Below are 24,178 nucleotides of genomic sequence, written 5' to 3'. Positions count from 1 at the left end.
CGAGGTTCGCCGGCCGGGCAACTGCTGCAACTGGTAGAGGGATTGCAAATGGTCATCAGGCTGATCGCAGACGGCGATCTCACTGTTTCGGTTGCTGAGTCCTGGCTCGAAGCTTTGAGTGCAGACCGACCCGCGGCCGCGCTCCTCGACCTCAGTGGCTGCCGGTCGATCCACAGTGGTGCAGGTTGGCGGATAGGGAACGCACTCCGCCGGTTCGACGGTCCAGCGGGATACTGCGAGGTCATCGCACGGGCACCGGCCAACCTGGGCGACGACAAATGGTGGTACCGAAACTTCACCCGCTCTGGCTTGGGCTACGCGATAGGTCGCTACGCGGCTGGCGTCACCTCTACGTCGGGGACGGACGTCACGCGCCCGATCAGGGAGTACTACGAACGGATCGTGGAACAGGAAGGTGGGCGCAATCACGGGCTCTACGGATTGGCCGCGATCCGTGGACTGATCCCCAGCGAGGAGGACTTCAACTCTATTTTTCGCGGGTGGATCAGCGAGTGGCTGCTCAGTCATCAACAGTCGGCGATGCCGGACATCTTGCTGCTCTGTTGGGAGGCAGTGACGAATCTGATCGATCACTCCGGAAAAGCACCGCTTCCTCCGTCGACCCGAACCTTTGGATCCGTCTCGGTGCGCTGGTACACACCGCCCGAATTGGAGAGCGCTCACGGCAGGTATGCCCACTGGCTGGCCGCCACCCGACGCTCGGCGGCGAACCGCACTCTCCGGGGCTATCTCACAATTGTCGTCACGGACGACGGAGTCGGAATCGCTGCCCGCCAGTCACAGGACCCCGCGATCTACCGGGGGGATCCACAGCTAGAGCGCGCGGCTGTTCTATCCGCTCTCGCCGACGGCGGAACGATCAAGACGACAGCGCTCGACTCGACCATCCGCGGCCGCCCTGGCTCCGGTTTCACCAACATCGCCAGCAGTTTGCGTCACCTTGGCGCATGGGCACTGCTTCGAACCGGCCGGCATGCATTCGAGTTCGACGGGAGCCGCCCGGACTCGGCGGCCTTCGAGCTGTCCGAGGCGCACCTGGCGTACATGCCGGGCACCTGCCTCGAGGTGACCGTGCCGGTACCGGAAGCAGGCGAGGTGTGGGCGCCGCCAGACACCTTACCCATCGAACTCCCAAGCGATCGGCTCTGATCATGCCGCTGGTCTACCGGGTAGCAGGGGACGAACTGTCGTTCGATGTCGAGGACTTGTTCTCCGATCATCTGATCATGCTGTACGACCCACGGTTGGAGCAGAGCACCGCATCGGTCGGTAACCGCTTCCGAGCCCTTGATGCCGGTGAGCGCGGCGCGGACATCGTCATCTTTCGGGGAAATGCCGAATGCACACCACTGATCGAGCGCGACGAACTCCTACCCGAATTGCTCAAGGACCAAGATGCTTACATCCTCGCGCCGCGCGACACGGCGAATTCGGGCCCGGTTCTTCGCCGGGCAGTCTGGTCAAGGCACGCGAACGGCCAACCTTCCCCTGACTGGACCGCCGACCTGTGCCAAGCCGAAGTCAGTGCGATGCTCTACCGCTCGCACGCATTCTGGCGCGCGACCGACCGCACCCACTTCGAACTGCCCTCTGGCGAGCACGCCGACTCCTTCATCCGACTAGGTGGAGCTCTGTCTGAGCCGGTCAACGTCTCTCGGCTGGCCGACTGGCTTCTCCCGCATGTCAAGGATGGCACGGCGATCCTGGCGGACACTGGTAGCCTGCTGGCGGTCCTGTTGCAATTGAAGCTCGATGCCTTCGAGCGCTTCGGGTGGCGAATCACCATCGACACGCTGAGACAATACCCGCGCGGCAGAATCGACATCAGCGATCTGCTGCCGGTGATTTTGCCACCTCTGGATGCTTCGAGAAGCGTCTTGTTCATCGAGAGCGTCAACGCGTCCGGCCGATTGCTGCAGACGGTGAGTAGCCTCATCGGCCCTGATGCGACCTTCGAATCGATCGCCCTCTGCGATACGTCAGGGCGCTCATCCGTCGGGCTCAAGCCCTTGTCGACCCAAGCAATCCTTCGATGGCCGGTTGACACCGACGGCGAATGCGAACGTTGCATTGAAGGGGCATCGGTCGTACAGATCGACCCCAGCACCTACGAGCGTGTTGCAGCTAACGAAGGACGACCGAACGGCATCGAACTCAACAAGGACCGTGCCGGTAGGCACGAGCCGTTCTGGTCGGCAGTCCAGCGCACCCAAGCTGTCAGGCTGCACGTGAACACCTCGGGGGCGCCGGCCGAGTCGCGCCACCACGCCGTCTATCTGGACATTCCCAAGCTTCTCACCGACAGGCAGTTCAGAGCGCGCGCCATCGAGAAACTATCCGCCTTCATCACCACTTTCGGTCCGGACCTCATACTGATTCCGGAGCACAGTGGAACGGAGGCCTTGGAATCCCTTCTGAAAGCGACCATCGAGAACGAGACTCCACAGTTTGTTGGGGTACCGGTCGCGCTGGTCAAGGACACGTCTTTGTCTCCAGACGCAGCGCGCATCGTCGGTCCGGCGCAACGGATCCTTATCCTTGACGATGCTGTTCTCACCGGCTCGACCGCGAAGTGGCTCAGACAACGGATTTATCAGGCCAACCAGATCCACCACGGAAGCGCGGAGGTCGGCCTCTTCGCAGTGGTATTCCGGCCGAAAGACTTCGAAGTGCGAGTGATGCTGCGGCGCACGTTCACCACGCAGCAAGGAGTCTCGATTGACTCGGTGGAGGACATCTATCTGCCGAGCGGCAAAGCGTGCTCATGGTGCCTCGAGCAGAAGCTCCTCACGCGATGGAGCAACAGTTTCCGGCCACCGAATCCCCTGCTCTACGATCGAGCGAAACGACTTGACGCCGAACTCTCGCCGCCCTTGCTGTTCGGCGACGGACCCGAACGCGTTGGCCTATTCACCGAGAACGCGTTCTGGGGCCGACTCGACGAACGGGTGGCCTTTGCTGCGGTGTCCGCTGCCGCCCAGGAGCTAGCCCTGGAGGTCGCGAAGCCGATCGAACCCGCGCTTCAGTCGTACGCCAGCCTCGCACTGATATTCAGTGCGTACTACGACCCCATCATCAAAGCTGCGGCCTTCCGCACTCTCCAACGGAACCAGATCCACCACAGCCAGCACGACGCCAAGATCACCGAGTGGCTTCGAGGCGAGCGAGGCGATTCGACCCCCGGCTACTTGTCCGAGCTCACACTCGCCGCTGCGACCGGCAAGATCCCGGATATCGCAGTACGAGAACTACTGGACAAGGCCGATCAGAGTGAGCTGACCCTCCTGTTGAAGAAGCTCCTCGCTACCGCACTCGACGGCCAACAGCACGAAGCCGAGAGTCCGTGACAAGCGCTCCGGTTGGTACCACCATCGATAGCATGACGCTCGAACAGGGAATCGACAGAAACTGGCTGCGCGAGGCGGCAAAGGTAGCGCTGACGAAGGGGTATGCCTACCTTCCCGGCGCACTCCATCCGTCGCATGTCGTTGCACATCTGGAACGCGCCAGCTCAGCTGCCTGGCGTCCCTTGGTGGCCGCGGATGGACCGGTCACACAGTGCGTAGAAGAACATGCTTTGCTGCTCAGCGAGCCGGCGGCCAGAACGGTCGTCGACCTGTTCTCGAGCGTCTTCGACATCCCTGACAGCTGGTCCCCGGAGCTGACGTACCTGCGCTATCCCCGCTCACATGGATATATCTCTCCGCATAAGGACCATCGACGGTACCTTCGAATCGTCAGCTGCCTCTCGCTGGCCGGGACGACATCGTTCTCCATCTACCACAAGAATTCGAGGACCCAGGTTGCGGAGACCTGGACCGTCGCACCAGGCGACGTCGTGCTTCTCGCCGGTGCGGCATCGACCGGAGATCCTCGACCGATGCACGCTGTCGGCGGCCCCGGCAACAGCGACCGGATCTCGCTGACGCTTAGATTCCTGAACGGCGCCCAACCGTCTGAGACCTGACCGGCGTCCACCTGGGCTCGCCGTCCGTGGATTGGTTCATGGCTCCGAGTTCAGCAGTCGCTGGTACAGATCGCGCACTCTCCTGTCGTGCTCGATACCCAACGAGCTGTAGTGGTCAAGCCCCGGAGAGGCATTCACTTCCAGTACGGAGTACGCCCCATCGGCCTTGGTCAGGTCGTTGCACGCGAGGTCGACTCCGCAGAGCCGAAGACCGAACTCTCGTGCGACCCGGCACGCCAGCTCCGTCCAGCGCGGGTGGACGACGGTGGTCAGATCGACGGGCGTCCCGCCAGCCGAGAGATTCGAGAGATCCAGAAGTTGCACAACCTGACCACCAGCTGGGACGTCCTCCCACTTGGCGCCAAGAGCGACGAGCCGAGAAGACACTCGGCCGTCCCGTGGATTGAGCGAGATCTTCCGACCGGCGGACGCGAGCTCGTAGAGCCGCCTTTGTAGGAGCCCGGAGATGGATGATCGCCCGTCTCCCACGATCGACAGCGGCAGTCTCTGGTATGCAGCCACCAGCCCACCATCGAGAACCGCGAGCCGAAAGTCCGGGAGATCCACCGCACACTCGACCACTGCTACACGGATGCGCTCCTCGTCGAACAGCCTGATAGCTGCCACCAGGTCGCCGTCGTTTCGGCACCGCCAGACGTTCACCCCTTTTGAGCCGTCCACGGGCTTCACGTAGACGGGATACTGCAACTGACCGTCGACTCGCGCGAGCAAGCTCTCGACCGAGCTATGGCCGTCCGAATCTGATTTGATCCTCGCGGCCCACCACGGCAAGACGAACGTCTCCCCCGGAGGACAGTCAAACCCACTCCACGACAGGAGCTTCTTCGCGTACCCCTTGTCCTTCACAACCTCGGACGCGGCGGAGGGGTTGATCCCGATGTTGCTTCCATACGTCACCCGTACCGCACCGCTCAGGTATCTGATCCGCGTGATGTATCCGTAGTCTGGCTCTACATCAACGCCAGAAACATTCGTGAGAGATCCGCTCTCGAAAAGAGAGATGATTAGTCGCGTGCCCGAAGGAAAGGCCGGCTTGATCGGGATCGTCATCTCAACTGCCCTTCCTCAACCACGTGCGAGCCGCGAATATAGCCCGTCGACGGCCCGGGCGGAATAGGCTCACATTGCTATCGAGCTCGAGCCGACTCCGAGCTCGCGGTCCAGTCCGCCGAGTGCTGCGGCGCATCGCCCGCCATGATCGAGAACATGAGTACGAAGAGGACTGCGACTGCGCAGCGCGACGTCTACCACCCCATGGAGTAGGAACGGCTGCTCGATGGTAGCCACCCTCACTGGTGAGCCCCACCGACTCGCGACCACCTGACGCCGCCGCGGTGCCGCCTCGACGGAGGCGGCAACCGGCGGCCCGCGCGACTTGTCGGTGAGCCATAGCCACGCAGCGCGGTTACGTGCAGACTTTCTGAACGCCGTGAGTTAACTAACGGCGTTGTCCGGCAGTTGACTGAAGAAACGCGTGTCGTCGTCAACCCCGATCCTGCGCCTGTCGTCGATCGGCTTGCCAACCTCGGCGTTCCCCGGGACAACATCACGTCCGTTGACGGTGACGATTGCGTCGAGGCCTATGGCGACCAGCTCGAGCAAGAGTTCACACCTGAGCTGGACCCACACTCCTCGATATCGACGTCGCAATTGGTAACAGCGGTCGTGGGCATGCGGATGCCGGCCCAGCCACGGTGTTGTCCGGCTCACGGCAGCTTCAATCCACTCAGACGGGCCGGAGACCAAACTTACGGGTCCCCTGAGCGAATTACTCCGAGACGGCGACCCGACGTCCATCGAGATCGACTACCGCGAAAGGCCGCTCAGCAGAGTTGTGAGCGTCAGCGTCGCGTCAGATCCATCTGGCGCCCCCGATGATGTCGTGTCGACACCAACCGTCATTCCAGGCGACCTCTCATGAGGTGATGGTCAGAGCCATCGCATCGGCTGCAAGTTCAGCGGATTACCGGTTTGGCGCTGGTCGCCCCATCTCGAGGCGTGTGGTCAAGGTGCGTGTTCGGCCTCGGACACAAACAGCCGCAGACCTAAGGGTCAGCGGCTTCTTTGTTTCCCACGCTCCATCAGGACCCCTTCGATGTGGCCCTTCCCCTGCTGCTCCTCCACGTCTCGTGAGCCATCCGTGTGATGCCCGTCTCAGCAACCCACTTCTCCGCCACAGCAGCGTTGTACTGCTCACGCAGCGCCGCCGGATCCCATCCCGCGGCCAACGCCCGTTGCAGCCGCCCCATCACCACGTCGGCCGCCACAACGCGATCCCGCAACTGCGCCACACGCTCGTCGCGACGCGCCGAACTGTCATCAGCCGCCAGAAGTAAGTCAATCGTTACCTGCCGATTCAACGGCCCAAACAGCTCCCCGATCCACCGATAGATCGCCGGCGTGACCAAGTCCTCCCGAAGGTAGATCTGCGGCGGATGCGCCAAGGCGGTAGCCGATTCCGGCACCAAGGTCCGCGCATTGCACCGGTAGTACTTGACCTCCTGGCGCCGCGCCGCGCCCTCCATCTTCCGGTCACAGATCCCACACCTGATCCGCCCTCGAAGCTCGTACGTCCGCTTCGTCGAAATCCGCTGCCGACTCCTCGACGACCACCCGGCGACCCCACCGATCCGCCTCTTCCGCTTCTCCAGTTGAACCGCGGTGAACGTCTCCACCGACACAATCGCCGGATGCGCAGGCTCCCGCGACCGCACAATCTTCGCCAGCGGCGACCGCCTGAACCTCGCGATGTAGCCGGCGGCAACGTCTTCCGGATCCAGCAACTTCTCGGCCTTCTGCCACCGCCCGTAGATCGCGTACCCCCGTGTACCGAGGATTCTCCAGAATCGCCACCACAGACGAGTGCTGTCACCCATCCATCTGCCTCGGGAGCGAGTTACCGAACTCGTCGGCGACGGCCACGGCGACCCGTTCGCGCCCGCAGGCAAAGTCTTCCGCGAGTGGGTCTCGATCCCTGCGGTCGATCCGCAGCTCTGGCGCGACCTACTCACCGAAGCAGCCGACTTCGCGCGGAAGTCATTGCGCGACGAGCGATAAATCCGCTGGTACCGGCATCATGGCTGCGTGATGCATCTGCGGCTCATCGTGCCGACCGACCGGACCGACCTCGTGGTGGACACCCTCGTCGGCGACGCCCGGGTCACCAACGTCGTCGTACTACGGGGCGCCGCGAAGCGACCCGCCGGCGATGTCGTCCAGTGCGACGTAACCCGGGAGGCAACTTCCGACATCCTCAGCTGGCTGAAGACCCAGGGCCTGTACGACGACGGCGCGGTCGCGCTCTCCGGCGTCGACGCCGCTCCGTCCCGGAACGCCTGGCACACGGAGGAAGCGGCTCCCGGCGCACCCGACGACGCGGTCGTGTGGGATGCGGTGGTGGATCAGGGATACGCCGAGGCGCGCGGGTCCTGGGCGTTCTACGCGTTCCTGACACTGGCCACCATGATCGCCGCGATCGCCGTCGTCACGGACTCGGCGATCCTGGTGGTCGGCGCCATGGTCGTCGGTCCCGAGTTCGGGGTGGTGGCGGCGCTCGCCCTCGGGCTGGCGCTGGGGCGGCGCAAGCTCGCGGCGCAATCACTGATCCTGCTCACCAAAGGGTTCCTGGTCGCGATCCTGCTCACCATCGGGGCGGCCCTGCTGGCCCGGGCGGCCGGCTGGATCGATGTCGGCGACGTGACCGCCGTGCGTCCCTTGACCGGATTCATCTGGCGGCCGGACAGGTGGTCCGCGGTGGTCGCGGTGCTGGCCGGTTGCGCCGGCGTACTGTCCCAGACCGCCGGCCGATCCAACGCCTTGGTCGGCGTCTTCATCTCCGTCACGACAGTCCCAGCCGCAGGCGACCTAGCCCTCTCAACTGCCGTCTGGGCACCATCCCAGATCGGCGGCTCAGCCGCCCAACTAGGCATCAACCTGGCCGGCATGACCTGCGCCGGCGTCGCCACCCTCCTCGTCCAGCGATTGCTCTGGCGCTGGACCCGAACAGGCTGATCTCGTCCTCATCGAGGAGGTGGTTGACCGGACGTACGGCTGGGAGCGCGTTGCGAGTGAAAACGAGGCGTCCGTACTTGACTGTGGACAGCAAGTGAATCGCCTCGGCCGGAGTCAGCTCGTGCAGCTTTCTCGCCGGCTGGCTGCTTTCCGGACTGAGGCTGCTCGTCGGTCTTCGCCGCCTTGCCCGTGATCGCTGTTCAGTCGACCTCGGCGCTATCTGTTACTTCGAACAGCCGAGGGCGACCTCTCGAAGGTGCCGCACCGCGTGCTGCTCGAACAGGGCTGATCCGCGACAGGCCAGAAGCCTGGTGACCACCTGGACGCCGGCCAACATACGCACCTGCCGATGCGCGGGCAGTCCCTTTGGTTGTGGTGATGCGCTGCGCTATGGGTGGGTGTGTTCTCTGGTGTGGGGGTGTACGGGGGCTGGGGCCGCTCGGTTGGTGATTGGGCGGATGTGGACTCGGCGGCCGCTCTGGGCAGCTTCGCGGACCAGTTCGGGGACGCCTGCGGCGTCGGTGATGACGGGGGTCTCGGCGTCGTGGTCCGGCGGGAACCGGGTTACTTCGTAGCGCATCGCTGTCTCCGTTGACTATCGAGTGAGCGGTCGGACCGTCGGGTTCGTGCTGGGTCAGCCCAAGGGCCTCGGCAGGCTGGGCGCCTCCGGCGGTACGGCCACGCCGTTGTCCATCGCCAGCCGGAGCAGGCTGTCGAGTTCGCCGGCGTAGACGCGCTCGCTGTCCAGTTCACCGGCGTCACGCGCAGCGGACAACGCCTGCCTCGCCGCACTGATCCGGTGCAGCAACTCGTCATCGAACGAACTCACGGATCCACTCCTCGAAGGTTGCTGTCCGGCGCGTCCTGGCCGGTGCCGGACCGCGGTTACCTGACAGTCTAGTGACTTGCAGAATTCTTCAATTCATGATGCCATCCATTGTGCGCGCTGTGAAGGCGTGCGCCTTACCCAGGTCGAAAGGTGAGCAGGTGGACGGGACGGCAGAATCACTCGTGCGGTTCGCGGCCGAGACGGCCGGCTGCACGTCGGCGGGTCTCGCGCTGAACCGCCAGGGCGCTCTGCAACTCGCGGCAGTGACCGATCCGCGGCTCGAGCCGATCTACCGCTTCAAGTTCGCCACCGGCGAGGGTCCCCTCGTCACGGCTTTCACCTACGACACGATCGTCCGGGTCCGCGATGTCGGAACCGATCCACGCTGGCCGATCTGGAGCGAGCGGATCGCGGCGACCGGCGTGCGGAGCGTTCTGCAGGCCCCGCTGCGGGTCGGCGGTCGGATCGTCGGCGTGCTGGGTATCTACAGCTCCGAGCCGGATGCGATCAGCGCCGAGGTCGAAGCCATCGCTGCGGATGCCGAAGCACTGGAAGTCGTCCGGCTCCTCGTCGACCAGCGGCCGGCGGCCGCCCGTTCAGCGGTGAAGGGCTGAGGACAGGAACATGACCACACCGTTGCACCAGCTCAAGGCGGAGTTCTTCAAGACGCTGGGGCATCCGGCCCGGATCCGGATCCTCGAGCTGCTGAGTGAACGTGAGATGGCGGTAGGAGAGCTGCTGCCCGAGCTACGTCTCGAAGCCTCGAACTTGTCCCAGCAGTTGGCCGTACTACGACGGGCCGGGCTGGTCACCACTCGCAAAGAAGGATCGGTCGTCTTCTACTCGCTGACCAGCGAGCAGGTGGCCGAGCTGCTGGCTGTCGCCCGCAGGATCCTGACCAGCGTGCTGACGGATCGGACCGAGCTGCTCGACGGCCTGAAGGCCGACGCCCAAGCGAGCGGCCGAGCACGGGTTCTGCGCGGAACGAAGTGAGAAGTCTGCTGCGCAAGATCCTCGCCACCGGTCGGGTCGCCGAGCCCGCACCGGTCCGGGACGCCGCGCACAAGGCAGCAGACCCGGGCGTACTGCGCGGCTCGGTCCAGGTACGCCACGTCGACGCCGGATCCTGCAACGGCTGCGAGCTCGAGATCGCCTCGGCGTTCGGCCCGGTCTACGACGCCGAACGCTATGGGGTGAGGCTGGTCGCATCTCCGAGGCATGCGGACGTACTGCTGGTGACCGGGCCGGTGACTCGCAACATGGAAGATCCGCTGCGTAAGGCCTATGAGGCGACCCCGGCCCCGAAGCGCGTTGTGGCAGTGGGCGATTGCGCCCGCAACTGTGGCGTGTTCGCGGGTGGCTACGGGGTCGTCGGAGCGGTCAGCGATGTGGTTCCGGTAGACGTGGAGATCAAGGGGTGCCCTCCGGAGCCGGATGTGATCATCGCTGCGCTGCGGGATCTGACTGATCGATGAGCTTGATCCAGCAGGCACTGCTCGGTGCCAGTACCGTCGCCGTGTCCGGAGCAGTGGGCGCTGCCGTATCGGGTCCGAAGCTGCGCGCGGTCGTCGCCGGCGGCTCGACCGCCGCGTGCGGCGCTGGCGGCCTGATAGCCGGCATCGCTCTACTGACTGGACAGACCTACTCTGCAACGGCGCCCGGTCTGTTGCCGCTCGGTACTGCTGCCATATCAGGCGACGCCTTGTCAGGCGTCTTCCTGGCCTTGGTGGGAGCGGTCGCGGTGGTCGCCGGGCTCTACAGCATCGGCTACACCCAGCCGGCCCCGCAGACCGATCACGGGCCGGGGTCTGGAGCATCGTCACGGACTGTCCAGGCAACTCTTCCGCTCTTCGTCGCCGCGATGATCTGGGTGCCTGTAGCCGGCAATGTCACCACGTTCCTGGTGGTCTGGGAGCTGATGGCACTGACCTCGCTGGTGCTGGTACTGGCCGAGCATCAGGCCCGTCAGGAGGTCCGGACTGCCGGCGCCTGGTACGCATCGATGACGCACGCCGGGTTCGCTGCCATCGTGCTCGGGTTGCTCCTGTTCTCGGCGCGGGCTGGTGGCGACTCCTTCGCTGCATTGAGATCCGGCGCTGCCGGTTTGCCGTCCTGGTCGAGATCGCTGATCTTCGTGCTGGTCTTCATCGGGTTCGGTTCGAAGGCCGGTCTCGTGCCGCTACACGTCTGGCTGCCCAGAGCGCATCCGGAAGCACCTAGCCACGTCTCGGCGCTGATGTCTGCGGCGATGGTGAAGCTCGGTCTCTACGGGATCTTGCGGGTGGGGTTCGATCTGCTCGGTGGCGGCCAACGCTGGTGGTGGGTCCTCGTGCTGGCCACCGGCGCCGTCTCGGCCTTGTACGGCGTACTGCAGGCGAGCGTCGCCGTGGATCTGAAACGGCTGCTCGGCTACTCGACCACCGAGAACATGGGCCTGGTCATGATGGGAGTCGGCGCGGCGGGCATTTTCGCCGTCGACGGCAACCGGCTGCTCGCGAGCCTCTTGCTGGCCGCTGCTGTGCTGCATGCGATCAACCATGCCGGGTTCAAGACGCTGCTCTTCCTCGGCGCCGGGTCGGTACTGCGGTCGACCGGCTCACGCGATCTCGACAGCTTGGGCGGCCTGGCCTCGAGGATGCCTGTCACCACCGCGCTGTTCGGGATCGGCGCGCTCGCTGCGGCCGCGTTGCCACCGGGCAACGGATTCGTGTCGGAGTGGCTGCTGTTGCAGGGCCTGATTCACAGCCTGCCCGCTGCTGGGTCTCCATCTGTTCTGGTCGCGGTGACGATGCCGCTCGCGGTCGGTGTGGTCGCGCTGACAGCGGGCCTGGGCGTGGCGACGTTCGTGAAGGCGTTCGGCGTGGGATTCCTGGCCCGGCCCCGGTCTGCCGCCGCCGAACGTGCTACCGAGAGCCCGGCCATCATGCGCGCCGCGATGGTGTTCGCCGCCGTCGGATGTGCCGCACTCGCGATCGCACCCGCCGCTCTGGGCCCGTCGCTGAACCGGGTCCTCACGGTCCTCCCCACGGTCCACGACGGCGCCCCGCTACAGGGCGGGGTGACCCTGCGGCTGAACGGAATCAGCGGCTCCATGTCACCGCTGCTGATCCTGTGCGGGCTGCTGGCAGCTGCATTCGGCGCCATTGCGGTACTCCGGTACGCCGGCCGTGGACTGCCCAGACGCAAGGCATTGGTCTGGGGCTGCGGAGGCACCCGGCTCGACCCGCGGATGGAATACACAGCGACCTCGTTCGCCGAACCACTCACCCGGGTCTTCGACGATGTCCTCGCTCCTGAGCAGGACGTCAACGTCACGCACTATGCCGAGTCGCAGTACCTGATCGAGAGCGTCCAGTACCGCCAGCAGGTCGCCGACCGGATCGAGACCGCCTTGTACCCGCCACTGCTCGGCGTCATGGCCAGGTGGGGCCGGTTGGCCGGCCGGCTGCAGAACGGCAGCGTGCACAGGTACCTGGCGTTCGGGCTCGTGGGCCTGTTGACCGTCCTGATCGTGGTGGGGGTGACGTCGTGACCCAACTGAGCCCCGGCACGCTGGCCGGTCTGGCGCTCCAGCTCGCGCTCCTGATCCTCGTCGCGCCTTACCTGGTGGGGGTGATGCGCCAGGTCAGGGCCCGGATGGAAGGCCGTGCCGGAGCAGGAATCGGGCAGCCCTGGCGTGACCTGCGCAAACAACTCGCCAAGGAGCCGATCAGCCCTGAGGGGTCTAGCTGGATCTTCACCGCCGCAGCCCCGGTTCTGCTGGCGTCCACTCTGGTGATCGCTGCCGTCGCCCCCTTCGTCAGCACGAAGTCGCCGCTGGACCGGGTTGCGGACCTGTTCGCGATCGTCGCCTTGCTCCTGCTCGGAACTGTCGCCCTCGCACTGGCCGGGCTGGACACCGGCACAGCGTTCGGCGGCATGGGAGCCAGCCGGGAGATCACGATCGCGGCGCTGGCCGAACCGACGATCCTGCTGGTCGGCTTCGCCGTCTCGGCCCGGGTCGACTCGTCCAATCTCGCCGCGATCGTGGAGCGCATCCAGCACAGTCCCGCCGAGGTCCTGTCCCCCGCCAGTCTGCTCGCCGCGGTCGCGCTGGCGGTTGTCGTGATCGCCGAGGCCGGTCGTCTCCCGGTGGACAACCCGTCCACGCACCTCGAGTTGACCATGATCCACGAGGCGATGGTGCTGGAGTACTCCGGCCGGGACCTCGCCATGGTCGAGTTCGCCGCCGGCCTGCGACTCACCGTCCTGCTCGGGCTCTGGGCGAATCTCTTCCTGCCTTGGGGTGTGGCGACCAGCGCCTCGCCGCTGGCGCTGGGGCTCGGCGCGGTCGTGTTCGCCGTCAAGGTGACCGTCCTGGCCGTCGGCGTGGCGGCAGCAGAGGTGTTCATGGCGAAGTTGCGGCTCTTCCGCGTTCCGGAGCTGCTCGCCGGATCCTTCCTGTTCGGAGTCCTGGCCGTGTCGTCGTCCTTCTTCCTCGCCTGAGGAGTATTCCCGTGAACAACAGCCTCTACGTGCAACTCCTCTACCTGGCCGTCGGCGGGCTCCTGCTCTCATCGGTCCTGGTGCTGTGGCGACGTGAGTTGTCGGCCATCGTGCGGCTCCTGGTCATGCAAGGCGCGCTGATGGCGTGCGTGGCTCTGCTGCTCGCCGTCCAGCGCGACAGCATCGAACTGGGCGTGGTCGCCGCTGAGGTAGTCGTGCTCAAGGCCGTACTGATCCCCGCTGTCCTGCGGCGAGTACTGCGCGACAGCGCGGAGGCACGTGAGACCGCGCCGCTGATGAACGTCGCTGCCTCCATCCTCACCGCGGCCGTCCTCATTCTCGTTGCCTATGGCATCAGCCGGCCGCTGGTCCGGCTGGCGCCGTCGACCGAGACCCAGGCCGTGCCGGTGGGCCTGGCCATGGTGCTGATCGGCTTCTTCGTCCTGGTCACACGACGCCGCGCCCTGTCGCAGATCGTCGGTTTCCTCTTGCTGGACAACGGGATCGCGACCACCGCGTTCCTGCTCACCGGCGGAGTTCCGGGCGTGGTCGAGCTGGCCGTGTCACTCGACGTACTGCTGATCGTGCTCGTTCTGCAGGTCCTGACCGGCAGAGTACAGCTGGCCTTCGGCGGCACCGATATCGACGAACTCCGCGAACTCCGCGACTGACACCCTGAACGAGACGAGCTCCTGATGATCCCCGCACTCACCACCGGCACCGGTTCGGCCGCCGCCCTGGTGGTCGTCGTGCCCTTACTCGGTCCGTTGGCGGCCGCGGCAGCAGCCGCGGTCATGGGCTGGCGCCGTGCCACCGGGCTCACCACAGTCGGCGCGGCCGCCGTCATCCTGACCGCCGGGGTCGTGACCGCCGTCCGGACCACCGATGGCGCCGCCCTGGCCATCGGTGGCTGGTTGCGCGTCGATGCCCTGTCGGCGCTGATGCTGATCGTCATCGGCGCCGTTGGACTGATCGCGACGTTCGCCGGCCTCACCCACCTCGACAGCGACCTCGACAACGGCCGCATCGACGAGCGCGGCGCTCGCCTGTACGGCGTACTGGTGCCCCTGTTCCTGGCCGCGATGGTGCTCGCCGTGCTGGCGAACAACCTCGGCCTGCTCTGGGCGGCCATCGAAACGACAACCATCGTGACCGCGTTCCTGGTCGGGCATCGCCGCACCCGCGGTGCGCTCGAGGCGACCTGGAAGTACGTGATCATCTGCTCCGTCGGAATCGCGCTGGCCTACCTCGGCACCGTCCTGGTCAACTACGCCGCACAGCAAGCAGGTATCGCCGAGCACGGCACCCTCGACTGGACCCAACTGTCGGCCCGCGCCGGTGAACTCGACCCTGGGGTGATGCGGCTCGCGTTCGCGCTGCTGGTACTCGGCTTCGGCGCCAAGGCGGGCATGATTCCCCTGCACAGCTGGCTGCCCGATGCTCACAGCCAGGCGCCGGCCCCGGTATCCGCACTGATGTCCGGCGTCCTGCTCCCAGTCGCCGTCTACGCGTTGCTGCGCTACCGCGTGATCGCCGTTGCCAGCATCGACGCGACCTTCGTCCGCGCCCTGCTGCTCACCATCGCGATCGCCTCGTTGCTGCTGGCAACCTCATTGCTGCTCACCCAACGCGACTACAAACGCCTGCTGGCCTACTCCAGCATCGAACACATGGCACTGGTGATGATCGGCGTGGCTGCCGGGACACCACTCGCACTCGCTGCCGCCCTGCTGCACATCGTCGGACATGGGCTCAGCAAGGCCGTCCTGTTCTGCGGCGCCGGCGAGATCCTGGCCCGCACCGGAACGACCGTCATCACCGACGTCCGCAGTCTGCTCACCCGTGCTCCCATCCTGGGCGGCGTCTTCGGCCTCGGTCTGGCGGCGCTGCTCGGCCTGCCGCCCTTCAGCCTCTTCTTCAGCGAGATCGCACTGGTACGAGCGGGCCTCGAAGCCGGCCTCGGCTGGGTCGTCGCCGCGATGCTCGTGCTGTTGCTGGCCGTGTTCGTCGCCATCGCCGTCAAAGGCAGCACGATGTTGTTCGGCGCCCCTACCGACCGCCCATCCGCTCCCGGACCAGTGCTCGCTGCCCTGCCGTTCACCATCGCAGGGCCTGCGATCACCGGCCTGTGCGTGGTCGCCGCGCTCGGCATCGCAGACTGGCCACTCGGCCCGCTGCTGCACAGCGCCAGCATGATTGCAGGCACCCCATGACCGAGACTCCCTCACCGCAGCAGCTCGCAGACCAACGCTCCTACCCCAACCGCCGGCAGATCCCCGTCTCCGCCACCGAACTGCCACAACGGGCCGGCAGCCTGCTCGACGACGGCTACAGACTGGCGCTGATCGCCGGCCACGACGATCTCGACAGCCTTCGCGTCGTCTACCTGTTCACGGCAGGCCAACCCGACCGCCGGGTCGAACTGATCCTCCGCACCGACCTTGCCACGCCGCAGATCCCCAGCCTGGCCGGTCTGTCATTCCCCGCTGGACGGTTCGAACGCGAACTGGCCGACCTGTACGGCGTCGACGTACAGAATCACCCACTGCCCAGGCGTCTCGTACTGCACCAGCACTGGCCTGACGGCTGGCATCCGATGCGCCACGATGCCGGCCCCCCACCCGCATTCGGTTCACCCGACGAGCCGTACCCGTTCCTCGCCGTCGGCGGATCCGGCGTGTACGAGATACCGGTCGGCCCGATCCATGCCGGGCTGATCGAACCCGGCCACTTCCGCTTCTCGGTGGTCGGCGAGACCATTCTCAAACTCAAAGCCCGTCTGTGGTTCACCCACAAGGGCATCGAGAAGCTCGCCGAGGGACGGCTGCTGGCCGACGTACTGCCGCTGGCCGAACGCATCTCCGGCGACACCGCCGTCGGACATGCCCTGGCGTTCTGCCTGGCCGTCGAGGAAGCCCGGGACTGGCCCGTACCGCGTCAGGCAGCGATACTTCGCGCGATCCTGCTCGAACTCGAACGGCTCTACAACCATGTCGCCGACATCGGGGCCCTCTGCAACGACGTCGGCTACGGCATCGTCAACGCCCACGCACAACGGATCAGGGAACAACTGCTGCGGATCAACAAACACGTCACCGGCCACCGGCTGCTGCGCGGCGCGGTCGTACCCGGTGGTGCCCGGCTCCACGCCCTCCCCCAGATCGACGAACTCAAAGCCATCGGCTCCGACCTCCAGCAGATCGTCGACATCGCCCTGCACAACAGCGTCGTCGTCGACCGGATGACCGGAACCTCCATCCTGACCAGCGAACAGGCCCGCGACATCGGCACCCTCGGCTATGTCGCGCGAGCCAGCGGCCTCCTGCAGGACGCCCGCTCGGACCATCCATTCGCTCCGACCGCGGCCGCCGAAGTCCCGGAACACGCCGAAGGAGACGTCCTGGCACGCTTCCTCACCCGCGCGACAGAAGCGCGAGCATCCATCGCGCTGATCGACCACCTGCTCAGCACCAGCCCGCCGACCAGCGCCGACACCTCCAAACCAACCTGGCTCGCCGCCGGACGAACCTCCGGCGTCGGACTCGTCGAAGGATGGCGCGGCACCATCGCCCACCGCCTCGAAATGGCACCCGACGGAACCGTCGCCCGGCTCAAGATCGTCGACCCGTCCTTCTTCAACTGGCCGGCCCTACCCGTCGCTCTCAAGGACACGATCGTCCCCGACTTCCCCCTCACCAACAAGAGCTTCAACCTCTCCTACGCAGGGAACGACTTGTGAACCCCGAACTCGAGCCCCGCCCGCAACCACCCCGCCGGACCCTGCGCAGCCACCCGTCGAAACGCCGGGGAATGAAGATCGAAACCGTCCAACGGTGGGTCTTCGCGGTCATCCTCATCCACATCGGCGGATCCCCCACCGTCGCCCTCGCGGCCTACAGCCCCCACATGGAACAGATCAAACACTCCTCCGGAGTAGGCCTCTGGATCATGTCCGGCGTCGTCGGACTCGCCACCACCGCCGGCGTCCTGCTCGTCCACCAACGCTCCCTCCTGTCCCCCTGGCTGATCCTCGGAATACTCCCGATGACCGTCTCAGCCTTCTACGTCTTCTGAGCCGCAATGAACTCCAGCACCGACGAGAACCGGCCCGGCGCACAGACGCCGGTCGACCTGACCCGGGCCGAGGCACTCCACCTGTTGTCGACCGTCAGCTACGGACGAGTCGTGTTCACGCGCAACGCACTCCCCGCGATCCGCCCGGTCACGCATCTCCTCGACGGGGACGAGATCATCATCCGTACCAGGCTGTCGGCCAAGGTCGCCATCGCCGTCGACCCCGGCACCGTCGTCGCCTACGAGGTCGACCAGATCGACCCGGTCCAGCGGCTCGGTTGGAGCGTGGTCGTCACCGGAACCGCCCGGCAGATCATCGAACCGGACCGCCTGGCCCGCTACGAAAAGCTCCTGACGCCCTGGGTCGATCTCGCCATGGACGTTGCCGTCGGCATCCAGGCCGACCTCGTCACCGGCATCAGGTTCGGCGGCGCCGGCTGACCCCAGCCAGGCCGACGCTGTGGACCTGAGAAGCCGGTGACCATCATGTCGTCGAGGACGCAGAGCGACCACCGCCGATCGGCCGCCGCGACGGGCACGGCGCCGGCGTCCGACGCCAGCAGCGCGCAGGCGACCGGCTTGAACGGCAGGCCCGGAGTGACCGTGACCGGCGACCGGGTCATGACCGCGCCGACGACTGTTTCGCGCATCCCACGCCTACCTGGTTTCAGAATTGCTAAGATTGGCAATTGAGCAGACCCGCAGTAAAGATCATCCGCAAGGAGCTCACGATGAGCAGGCCGCTCTACCAACTGAAGGCAGAGTTCTTCAAGACGCTGGCCCACCCGGCGCGGATCCGGGTCCTCGAACTGCTCAGCCGGCGCGACCACACCGTGGCCGAGCTGCTGCCCGAGGTCGGCGTCGGCCCCTCGAACCTCTCCCAGCACCTCGCGGTGCTACGCCGCGAAGGCCTCGTCACGTCCCGCAAAGAGGAATCAGCCGTCACCTACACCCTGACCTCGCCGGACGTCGCAGAACTCCTCAGCGTGGCCCGGCGAATCCTGACCGGCGTCCTGACCGAACAAGTCGGCCTCCTGGACGACCTGCGGAGCTGACCGTCCGCCGGCGTTGCCGCGTGACCCCGTGACGAGAAGGCCGGACGGCACCACGGTCCCAGTCATGGCGCGGGCCGGCAAGCAGACGAGTGCACCCGGAGAGAGGACCTTCGGCCCTCACCATCGTCGGCCGGATCGTCTCTACTGGAGCGGACACGATCTGCGATCGCCGAAAGGTCCTGCGCCATGAGCACTTCATTGCCAAAAGGCCCCAGCAGGGCCCATCGTGAGGACCGTGAGTCCCGTGGAACGGGCGCGAAAGTGACGACTCCGTTGACCCCGGAGCGCCGGGCGCGCGCGGCCACGCGATCCCCCTGGCTGATGCTGGCCGTCGCGACCATCGGGTTCGCGGTCAACTTCTGGGCCTGGGCGCTGATCAGCCCGCTCGGTCCGTTGTACCGGACCACCGGCACGCTCGGCGCGCTGACCGAATCCGATGTCGCCCTGATGGTCGCCGTTCCCGTGGTCGTGGGATCGCTCGGCCGGATCGTCGTGGGTGGGCTGACCGACAGGTTCGGCGGCCGGGTGATGTTCCCGATCATCTCGGGCGTCACCGTCGTGCCGATCCTGTTCCTCGCCTTCTTCGCCCTGGACTCCTACCCCCTGCTGCTGGTCGGAGGCTTCTTCCTGGGTATCGCCGGTACCGCGTTCGCCGTCGGCGTCCCGTTCGTGAACGCGTGGTTCCCGCCCGACAAGCGCGGCCTCGCCATCGGCATCTTCGGCGCGGGTATGGGCGGCACCGCGATCAGCGCCCTGACCACGGTCAAGCTCACCGATCACCTGGGCGCCAAGGCCCCCTTCCTCATCACCGGCGCCGTGCTGGCCTGCTATGCCGCCGGGTCCTGGCTGATCCTTCGCGACGCACCGGGCAGAGTCGTGCCCACCACCTCGCTGGCGTCACGGATCTCGGCCAACGCCCGGCTGCCGATCACCTGGCAGGCGTGCCTGCTGTACGCGGTCGCCTTCGGTGGATACGTCGCGTTCTCGGTCTATCTGCCGGCGTACCTCAAGACCGCCCACCACCTCACCCCCGCGGACGCGGCCAACCGGATGGCCGGTTTTGTGGTCATCGCCGTCATCATGCGCCCGGTCGGCGGCTGGCTCGCGGACAAGCTGGGCGCGATCCCGGTACTGGCCACCGGCTTCGGAGTGGTCGTCGTCTGCGCCGGCATCTCGGCGGGCACGCCGCCACTGCACGGTGTCGGAACAGTCGCGTTCCTGGCGATGGCCGCGGCCCTCGGCTCTGGCAGCGGTGCCACCTTCGCCCTGATCGCCCAGGTCACCGAGCCGTCCCGCGTCGGCGGGGTGACCGGACTCGTCGGCGCCGCCGGCGGGCTGGGCGGCTTCGTTCCGCCACTGATCATGGGCTACGTCTACGGCCGTACCGAGTCCTACGCCATCGGCCTGTGGCTGCTCAGCGGTACCGCGGTACTGGCCCTGGTCCTCACGCTCACCGTCGTCCGGCGTACCGAACCTCGGAAACAGGAGTCACATTGATCCCCTCGCGGAAGAAGTCCACGGCAGCTCCCGGGATGGACGGCTCCCTCACGGAAGCGCTCGTCCGGAGCCGGAGGTTCTTCACCCGGGGGACCGTCTCCGACGACCTGCGAACCCTCACCAAGGCCGGCGGACGCGAGGCCGACGACTTCTACCGCGACCGCTGGAGCCACGACAAGGTGGTGCGGTCCACGCACGGGGTGAACTGCACCGGTTCGTGCTCGTGGAAGGTGTACGTCAAGGACGGCATCATCACCTGGGAGACCCAGCAGACCGACTATCCCTCGGTCGGCCCGGACTCCCCGGAGTATGAGCCGCGGGGCTGCCCTCGCGGCGCGGCGTTCTCCTGGTACACCTACTCCCCCACCCGGGTGCGCTATCCCTATGTGCGCGGTGTCCTGCTCGAGATGTTCCGCGAGGCCAAGGCCCAGCACGGTGGCGACCCGGTGAAGGCCTGGGAGCACATCGTCGAGAATCCGCTGCGCGCCAAGGCCTACAAATCCGCCCGCGGGAAAGGTGGCCTGGTCCGGGCCGGCTGGGACGAGGCCAGCGAGATCGTCGCCGCGGCCCATGTCCACACGATCAAGAAGTACGGTCCCGACCGGGTCGCCGGCTTCTCGCCGATCCCCGCGATGTCGATGGTCTCGCACGCCTCCGGCGCCAGGTTCGTCAACCTGATCGGCGGCTCGATGCTGAGTTTCTACGACTGGTACGCCGATCTGCCGGTCGCCTCCCCGCAGGTCTTCGGCGACCAGACCGACGTGCCCGAGTCCGGCGACTGGTGGAACGCCGGCTACCTCATCATGTGGGGCTCCAACCTGCCGGTCACCCGGACGCCGGACGCGCACTGGATGACCGAGGCGAGGTACCGCGGCCAGAAGGTCGTCGCGGTCGCTCCGGACTATGCCGACAACGTCAAGTTCGCCGACGAGTGGCTGCCCGCCAAGCCCGGGACCGACGCCGCCCTCGCGATGGCGATGGGGCATGTCGTGCTCCGGGAGTTCTTCGTCGACCGGCAGACGCCCTACTTCACCGAGTACGTGAAGACCTACACCGATCTTCCGCACCTGGTCCGCTTGGAGGAGGCCGCCGACGGCGAGTACACGGCCGGCAAGTTCCTCACCGCCGCCGATCTCGCGGACCATTCCGCTGACGAGAACGCCGCTTTCAAGACCGTCCTGATCGATTCCCGCACCGGCGCCGCCGTCGTTCCCAATGGTTGCCTGGGGCATCGGTACGGCGAGGCCGGGGTCGGCAACTGGAACCTCGACCTCGGCGAGGTGGACCCGGTTCTCTCGCTCCTCGACACCGCGACTGCCTCGGTCAGCGTCCGGATGCCACGCTTCGACACTCCCGACGGCGCCGCCGCCGACCTCCCCCGAGGCGTGCCCGTGCGTCGCATCGACGGCCACCTGGTCACCACCGTCTTCGACCTCCTGCTGGCCCAGTACGGCGTCAGCCGCACCCACCAAGGCCAACCACTCCCCGGGAGCTGGCCAACCGGGGACAACAAGGGCTACGACGACGCGCAATCGCCGTACACACCGGCCTGGCAGGAAATGATCACCGGCGTACCGGCCGCTACCGCCGCCCGGATCGGCCGCGAGTTCGCCCAGAACGCCGAGGACTCCAAGGGCCGGTCCATGATCGTCATGGGTGCGGGCACGAACCACTGGTTCCACTCCGACACGATCTATCGTTCCTTCCTCACCCTCACCAACCTCACCGGCTGCCAAGGTGTCAACGGCGGCGGCTGGGCGCACTACGTCGGTCAGGAGAAGGTCCGGCCGATCACCGGGTACACCCAGATCGCCAACGCGCTCGACTGGAACCGGCCTCCGCGCAACATGGTCCAGACCGCCTACTGGTACCTCCACACCAACCAGTTCCGCTACGACCAGTTCGGCGCCGACACGCTGTCGGCCACGACAGGGAAGGGACAACTCGCGGGCAAGTCGACCGCCGACGTCATCGCGCAGAGCGCCCGGATGGGCTGGATGCCGTCGTACCCGACCTTCGATCGCAACCCACTCGAGCTCAGCGACGACGCGGCCGCAGCGGGCCGGCCGGTCGGCGAGTACGTCGTCGACCAACTCAAGTCCGGTGAGCTCGCGTTCGCCGGCGAGGATCCCGATGCCCCCGGCAACTATCCGCGGATCCTGTCGATCTGGCGGGCCAACCTGCTCGGCTCGTCCGGCAAGGGCAACGAGTACTTCCTCAAGCACCTGCTCGGCACCGACTCCTCGGTCCGGGCCACCGAGACGCCGCCGGCGCAGCGGCCGGTCGACGTCACCTGGCGCGACGAAGCACCCGAGGGCAAGCTCGACCTGCTGATGACGATCGACTTCCGCCAGACCAGTACGACGATCTTCTCCGACGTCGTCCTGCCGGCCGCGACCTGGTACGAGAAGCACGACCTCAACACCACCGACATGCACCCCTTCGTGCACTCCTTCAATCCGGCCATCGCGCCACCGTGGCAGACCCGGACCGACTGGGATGCCTGGCAGACGATCGCGGCGAAGTTCAGCGAGCTCGCCGCCACCCATCTCGGCGTCCGCACGGACGTCGTCGCGGTACCCCTCACCCACGACACCCCGGACGCGATGGCCACCCCGCACGGCGTCGTCCGCGACTGGAAGAAGGGCGAGTGCGAGCCGATCCCGGGCGTGACGATGCCCAAACTCGTCGAGGTCGTCCGTGACTACGGCGCGGTCGCCGAGAAGATGAATTCCCTCGGTCCACTGGTCGACACACTCGGCGCGACCACCAAGGGCGTCACCTTCGAGCTGAGCAAGCAGGTCGACTACCTGCGCGCCAAGAACGGAGCCGTCCGGGGCGGCGTGGCCGACGGCCGGCCGTCACTGAAGAAGGACGTCAACGTGTGCGAAGCGATCCTGGCGATGTCCGGCACCACCAACGGGCAGTTGGCGACCCAGGGCTTCAAGACTCTCGAGAAGCGCACCGGCGTCCGGCTGGCCGACCTGGCCGAGGAACACCAGGGCAAGCAGATCACCTTCGCCGACACCCAAGGCCCACCCGTCCCGGTGATCACCTCACCGGAATGGTCGGGCTCCGAGACCGGCGGACGACGCTACTCGCCCTTCACCATCAACGTGGAGCGCAAGAAACCCTGGCACACGCTCACCGGGCGGATGCACTTCTACCTCGACCATGACTGGATGACGGAACTAGGCGAAGGCCTGCCCGTCTACCGTCCGCCTCTGAACATGGCGGCGTTGTTCGCGGAGCCGGCCCTCGGCAACCTCTCCGACGGGTCGGCCGGTCAGGTCGAGGGTCTGACGGTGCGGTACCTGACCCCGCACAACAAGTGGTCGATCCACTCGGAGTACCAGGACAACCTCTTCATGCTCTCGCTGTCCCGCGGTGGCCAGAACATCTGGATGAGCGACCGCGACGCGGCCAAGGTCGGCATCGCGGACAACGACTGGATCGAAGCGGTCAACCGCAACGGCGTCGTGGTGGCCCGGGCGATCGTCTCGCACCGGATGCCCGAGGGGACGGTCTACATGTACCACGCCCAGGACCGGCTGATCGACGTACCGCTGGCTGAGACCTCGGGAAAGCGCGGAGGAATCCACAACTCGCTGACCCGGCTGCTGGTGAAGCCGTCCCACCTCATCGGCGGCTACGCCCAGCTGACCTTCGCCTTCAACTACCTCGGGCCCACCGGCAACCAGCGTGACGAGGTCACCATCATCCGCAAGCGCAGTCAGGACGTGACGTACTGATGAAGGTCATGGCGCAGATGGCGATGGTGATGAACCTCGACAAATGCATCGGGTGTCACACCTGCTCCGTCACGTGTAAGCAGGCTTGGACCAATCGCTCCGGCACCGAGTACGTCTGGTTCAACAATGTCGAGACCAGGCCCGGGCTCGGCTACCCACGCACCTATGAGGACCAGGAGAAGTGGCAGGGCGGCTGGGAGCTCACCAAGCGGGGCCGGATGAAGCTCAAGGGCGGCGGCCGGCTGAAGAACCTGCTGACGATCTTCTCCAACCCCAAGCTGCCCTCGATCAACGAGTACTACGAGCCGTGGACCTACGACTACTCCACCCTCACCGACGCCCCGGCCCAGGAGCACACCCCGGTCGCCCGGCCCAAGTCGCTGATCAGTGGCAAGAACCTGAAGATCGAGTGGTCGGCCAACTGGGACGACGACCTCGGCGGCTCGACCGCCACCGCGCACCGCGA

The 24,178-nt window shown here is 66.3% G+C and carries 24 protein-coding genes and 1 pseudogene; 19 read left to right on the top strand and 6 right to left on the bottom strand.

Translation table 11 applies throughout. The annotated features are described in order from the left end of the window. The first annotated feature begins 48 nt into the window (after window positions 1–48). From ABD768_RS00120 to ABD768_RS00110, 3 genes are read left to right on the top strand one after another with little or no spacing between them, the layout of a single operon-like run. The gene (locus tag ABD768_RS00120; protein WP_344835914.1) at window positions 49–1,170 is read left to right on the top strand and encodes a hypothetical protein; all 1,122 of its coding nucleotides are present in this window, start codon (window positions 49–51) and stop codon (window positions 1,168–1,170) included. Between the two features lie 2 nt (window positions 1,171–1,172). Then, window positions 1,173–3,368, top strand: a complete 2,196-nt coding sequence (locus ABD768_RS00115; protein WP_344835912.1) for a hypothetical protein — start codon at window positions 1,173–1,175, stop codon at window positions 3,366–3,368. Between the two features lie 32 nt (window positions 3,369–3,400). Continuing rightward, window positions 3,401–3,988, top strand: coding sequence for a hypothetical protein (locus ABD768_RS00110; RefSeq protein WP_344835910.1), 588 nt, complete (start codon window positions 3,401–3,403; stop codon window positions 3,986–3,988). A gap of 36 nt (window positions 3,989–4,024) precedes the next feature. Here ABD768_RS00110 and ABD768_RS00105 read toward each other — a convergent pair whose 3' ends face one another. The 3 genes from ABD768_RS00105 to ABD768_RS00095 form a co-directional block, all read right to left on the bottom strand. Further along, window positions 4,025–5,059, bottom strand: coding sequence for a hypothetical protein (locus ABD768_RS00105; RefSeq protein WP_344835907.1), 1,035 nt, complete (start codon window positions 5,057–5,059; stop codon window positions 4,025–4,027). A 384-nt stretch (window positions 5,060–5,443) separates the two neighbouring features. Beyond that, a complete protein-coding gene (locus ABD768_RS00100) occupies window positions 5,444–5,611 on the bottom strand; it encodes a hypothetical protein (protein WP_344835903.1) in 168 nt (55 codons plus the stop codon). A 479-nt stretch (window positions 5,612–6,090) separates the two neighbouring features. Continuing rightward, window positions 6,091–6,885, bottom strand: a complete 795-nt coding sequence (locus tag ABD768_RS00095; RefSeq protein WP_344835900.1) for a recombinase zinc ribbon domain-containing protein — start codon at window positions 6,883–6,885, stop codon at window positions 6,091–6,093. On the opposite strand from ABD768_RS00095, the gene ABD768_RS00090 reads away from it, so the two are divergent. Continuing rightward, window positions 6,872–7,066 (top strand): hypothetical protein, encoded by a 195-nt coding sequence (locus ABD768_RS00090; RefSeq protein ID WP_344835898.1) that lies wholly within the window; start codon window positions 6,872–6,874, stop codon window positions 7,064–7,066. The two genes, ABD768_RS00095 and ABD768_RS00090, sit on opposite strands and share 14 nt — an antisense overlap. 30 nt (window positions 7,067–7,096) lie before the next feature. Beyond that, entirely contained in the window at window positions 7,097–8,020 is a 924-nt protein-coding gene (locus ABD768_RS00085) for a DUF389 domain-containing protein (protein WP_344838632.1), read from the top strand. Here ABD768_RS00085 and ABD768_RS43060 read toward each other — a convergent pair. From ABD768_RS43060 to ABD768_RS00075, 3 genes are all read right to left on the bottom strand, one after another. Further along, window positions 7,938–8,114, bottom strand: coding sequence for a pyridoxamine 5'-phosphate oxidase family protein (locus tag ABD768_RS43060; RefSeq protein ID WP_425552111.1), 177 nt, complete (start codon window positions 8,112–8,114; stop codon window positions 7,938–7,940). The two genes, ABD768_RS00085 and ABD768_RS43060, sit on opposite strands and share 83 nt — an antisense overlap. A 294-nt stretch (window positions 8,115–8,408) precedes the next feature. After that, entirely contained in the window at window positions 8,409–8,600 is a 192-nt protein-coding gene (locus ABD768_RS00080; protein ID WP_343973027.1) for a hypothetical protein, read from the bottom strand. A 54-nt stretch (window positions 8,601–8,654) separates the two neighbouring features. Then, complete coding sequence (locus tag ABD768_RS00075; protein WP_344835896.1) at window positions 8,655–8,849, bottom strand: hypothetical protein; 195 nt, start codon at window positions 8,847–8,849, stop codon at window positions 8,655–8,657. 158 nt (window positions 8,850–9,007) lie between these two features. On the opposite strand from ABD768_RS00075, the gene ABD768_RS00070 reads away from it, so the two are divergent. From ABD768_RS00070 to narY, 14 genes and pseudogenes are all read left to right on the top strand, one after another. Beyond that, entirely contained in the window at window positions 9,008–9,463 is a 456-nt protein-coding gene (locus ABD768_RS00070; RefSeq protein ID WP_344835894.1) for a GAF domain-containing protein, read from the top strand. 10 nt (window positions 9,464–9,473) lie between these two features. Beyond that, window positions 9,474–9,842, top strand: a complete 369-nt coding sequence (locus ABD768_RS00065; protein WP_343973036.1) for an ArsR/SmtB family transcription factor — start codon at window positions 9,474–9,476, stop codon at window positions 9,840–9,842. Further along, on the top strand, window positions 9,839–10,324 hold the full coding sequence (locus tag ABD768_RS00060) for an NADH-quinone oxidoreductase subunit B family protein (protein ID WP_343973039.1): 486 nt from the start codon (window positions 9,839–9,841) through the stop codon (window positions 10,322–10,324). Before ABD768_RS00065 ends, ABD768_RS00060 begins: the two co-directional genes overlap by 4 nt. Beyond that, window positions 10,321–12,381: a proton-conducting transporter transmembrane domain-containing protein gene (locus ABD768_RS00055; protein WP_344835890.1), complete on the top strand. Its 2,061-nt coding sequence runs from the start codon at window positions 10,321–10,323 to the stop codon at window positions 12,379–12,381. The genes ABD768_RS00060 and ABD768_RS00055 overlap by 4 nt, the downstream gene beginning before the upstream one ends. After that, complete coding sequence (locus ABD768_RS00050) at window positions 12,378–13,334, top strand: respiratory chain complex I subunit 1 family protein (protein ID WP_344835888.1); 957 nt, start codon at window positions 12,378–12,380, stop codon at window positions 13,332–13,334. The genes ABD768_RS00055 and ABD768_RS00050 overlap by 4 nt, the downstream gene beginning before the upstream one ends. A gap of 11 nt (window positions 13,335–13,345) precedes the next feature. Continuing rightward, window positions 13,346–14,005 (top strand): hypothetical protein, encoded by a 660-nt coding sequence (locus ABD768_RS00045; protein WP_344835886.1) that lies wholly within the window; start codon window positions 13,346–13,348, stop codon window positions 14,003–14,005. 24 nt (window positions 14,006–14,029) lie between these two features. Beyond that, window positions 14,030–15,547 (top strand): proton-conducting transporter transmembrane domain-containing protein, encoded by a 1,518-nt coding sequence (locus tag ABD768_RS00040; RefSeq protein ID WP_344835884.1) that lies wholly within the window; start codon window positions 14,030–14,032, stop codon window positions 15,545–15,547. Then, complete coding sequence (locus ABD768_RS00035; RefSeq protein ID WP_344835882.1) at window positions 15,544–17,073, top strand: hydrogenase large subunit; 1,530 nt, start codon at window positions 15,544–15,546, stop codon at window positions 17,071–17,073. The genes ABD768_RS00040 and ABD768_RS00035 overlap by 4 nt, the downstream gene beginning before the upstream one ends. A 71-nt stretch (window positions 17,074–17,144) precedes the next feature. Next, window positions 17,145–17,408 (top strand): hypothetical protein, encoded by a 264-nt coding sequence (locus ABD768_RS00030; RefSeq protein WP_344835879.1) that lies wholly within the window; start codon window positions 17,145–17,147, stop codon window positions 17,406–17,408. 6 nt (window positions 17,409–17,414) lie between these two features. Next, window positions 17,415–17,849 (top strand): pyridoxamine 5'-phosphate oxidase family protein, encoded by a 435-nt coding sequence (locus ABD768_RS00025; RefSeq protein ID WP_343973059.1) that lies wholly within the window; start codon window positions 17,415–17,417, stop codon window positions 17,847–17,849. Between the two features lie 290 nt (window positions 17,850–18,139). Next, window positions 18,140–18,463 (top strand): ArsR/SmtB family transcription factor, encoded by a 324-nt coding sequence (locus ABD768_RS00020; protein WP_344835875.1) that lies wholly within the window; start codon window positions 18,140–18,142, stop codon window positions 18,461–18,463. Window positions 18,464–18,724: 261 nt separating this feature from the next. After that, on the top strand, window positions 18,725–19,960 hold the full coding sequence (locus ABD768_RS00015) for an MFS transporter (RefSeq protein WP_344835872.1): 1,236 nt from the start codon (window positions 18,725–18,727) through the stop codon (window positions 19,958–19,960). A 35-nt stretch (window positions 19,961–19,995) separates the two neighbouring features. Then, on the top strand, window positions 19,996–23,712 hold the full coding sequence (locus ABD768_RS00010) for a nitrate reductase subunit alpha (RefSeq protein WP_344838630.1): 3,717 nt from the start codon (window positions 19,996–19,998) through the stop codon (window positions 23,710–23,712). Beyond that, window positions 23,712–24,178 (top strand): annotated as a pseudogene (gene narY / locus ABD768_RS00005) (nitrate reductase subunit beta); the annotation flags it as partial. The gene ABD768_RS00010 and the pseudogene narY, both read left to right, overlap by 1 nt.

It is taken from the genome of Kribbella ginsengisoli, assembly GCF_039537185.1.
Classification (GTDB): Bacteria; Actinomycetota; Actinomycetes; order Propionibacteriales; family Kribbellaceae; genus Kribbella; species Kribbella koreensis.
The sequence above is the reverse complement of the archived record's forward strand: the minus strand, read 5'-3'. Positions and strand labels throughout refer to the sequence as shown.

Coding starts and splice junctions, on each gene's coding strand:
- ABD768_RS00020 (WP_344835875.1), top strand. CDS start 18,140: ATGAGCAGGCCGCTCTACCAACTGAAGGCAGAGTTCTTCAAGACGCTG.
- ABD768_RS00040 (WP_344835884.1), top strand. CDS start 14,030: ATGATCCCCGCACTCACCACCGGCACCGGTTCGGCCGCCGCCCTGGTG.
- ABD768_RS00080 (WP_343973027.1), bottom strand. CDS start 8,600: ATGCGCTACGAAGTAACCCGGTTCCCGCCGGACCACGACGCCGAGACC.
- ABD768_RS00095 (WP_344835900.1), bottom strand. CDS start 6,885: ATGGGTGACAGCACTCGTCTGTGGTGGCGATTCTGGAGAATCCTCGGT.
- ABD768_RS00085 (WP_344838632.1), top strand. CDS start 7,097: ATGCATCTGCGGCTCATCGTGCCGACCGACCGGACCGACCTCGTGGTG.
- ABD768_RS00120 (WP_344835914.1), top strand. CDS start 49: ATGGTCATCAGGCTGATCGCAGACGGCGATCTCACTGTTTCGGTTGCT.
- ABD768_RS00055 (WP_344835890.1), top strand. CDS start 10,321: ATGAGCTTGATCCAGCAGGCACTGCTCGGTGCCAGTACCGTCGCCGTG.
- ABD768_RS00025 (WP_343973059.1), top strand. CDS start 17,415: ATGAACTCCAGCACCGACGAGAACCGGCCCGGCGCACAGACGCCGGTC.
- ABD768_RS00115 (WP_344835912.1), top strand. CDS start 1,173: ATGCCGCTGGTCTACCGGGTAGCAGGGGACGAACTGTCGTTCGATGTC.
- ABD768_RS00035 (WP_344835882.1), top strand. CDS start 15,544: ATGACCGAGACTCCCTCACCGCAGCAGCTCGCAGACCAACGCTCCTAC.
- ABD768_RS00010 (WP_344838630.1), top strand. CDS start 19,996: ATGGACGGCTCCCTCACGGAAGCGCTCGTCCGGAGCCGGAGGTTCTTC.
- ABD768_RS00105 (WP_344835907.1), bottom strand. CDS start 5,059: ATGACGATCCCGATCAAGCCGGCCTTTCCTTCGGGCACGCGACTAATC.
- ABD768_RS00030 (WP_344835879.1), top strand. CDS start 17,145: ATGAAGATCGAAACCGTCCAACGGTGGGTCTTCGCGGTCATCCTCATC.
- ABD768_RS00110 (WP_344835910.1), top strand. CDS start 3,401: ATGACGCTCGAACAGGGAATCGACAGAAACTGGCTGCGCGAGGCGGCA.
- ABD768_RS00065 (WP_343973036.1), top strand. CDS start 9,474: ATGACCACACCGTTGCACCAGCTCAAGGCGGAGTTCTTCAAGACGCTG.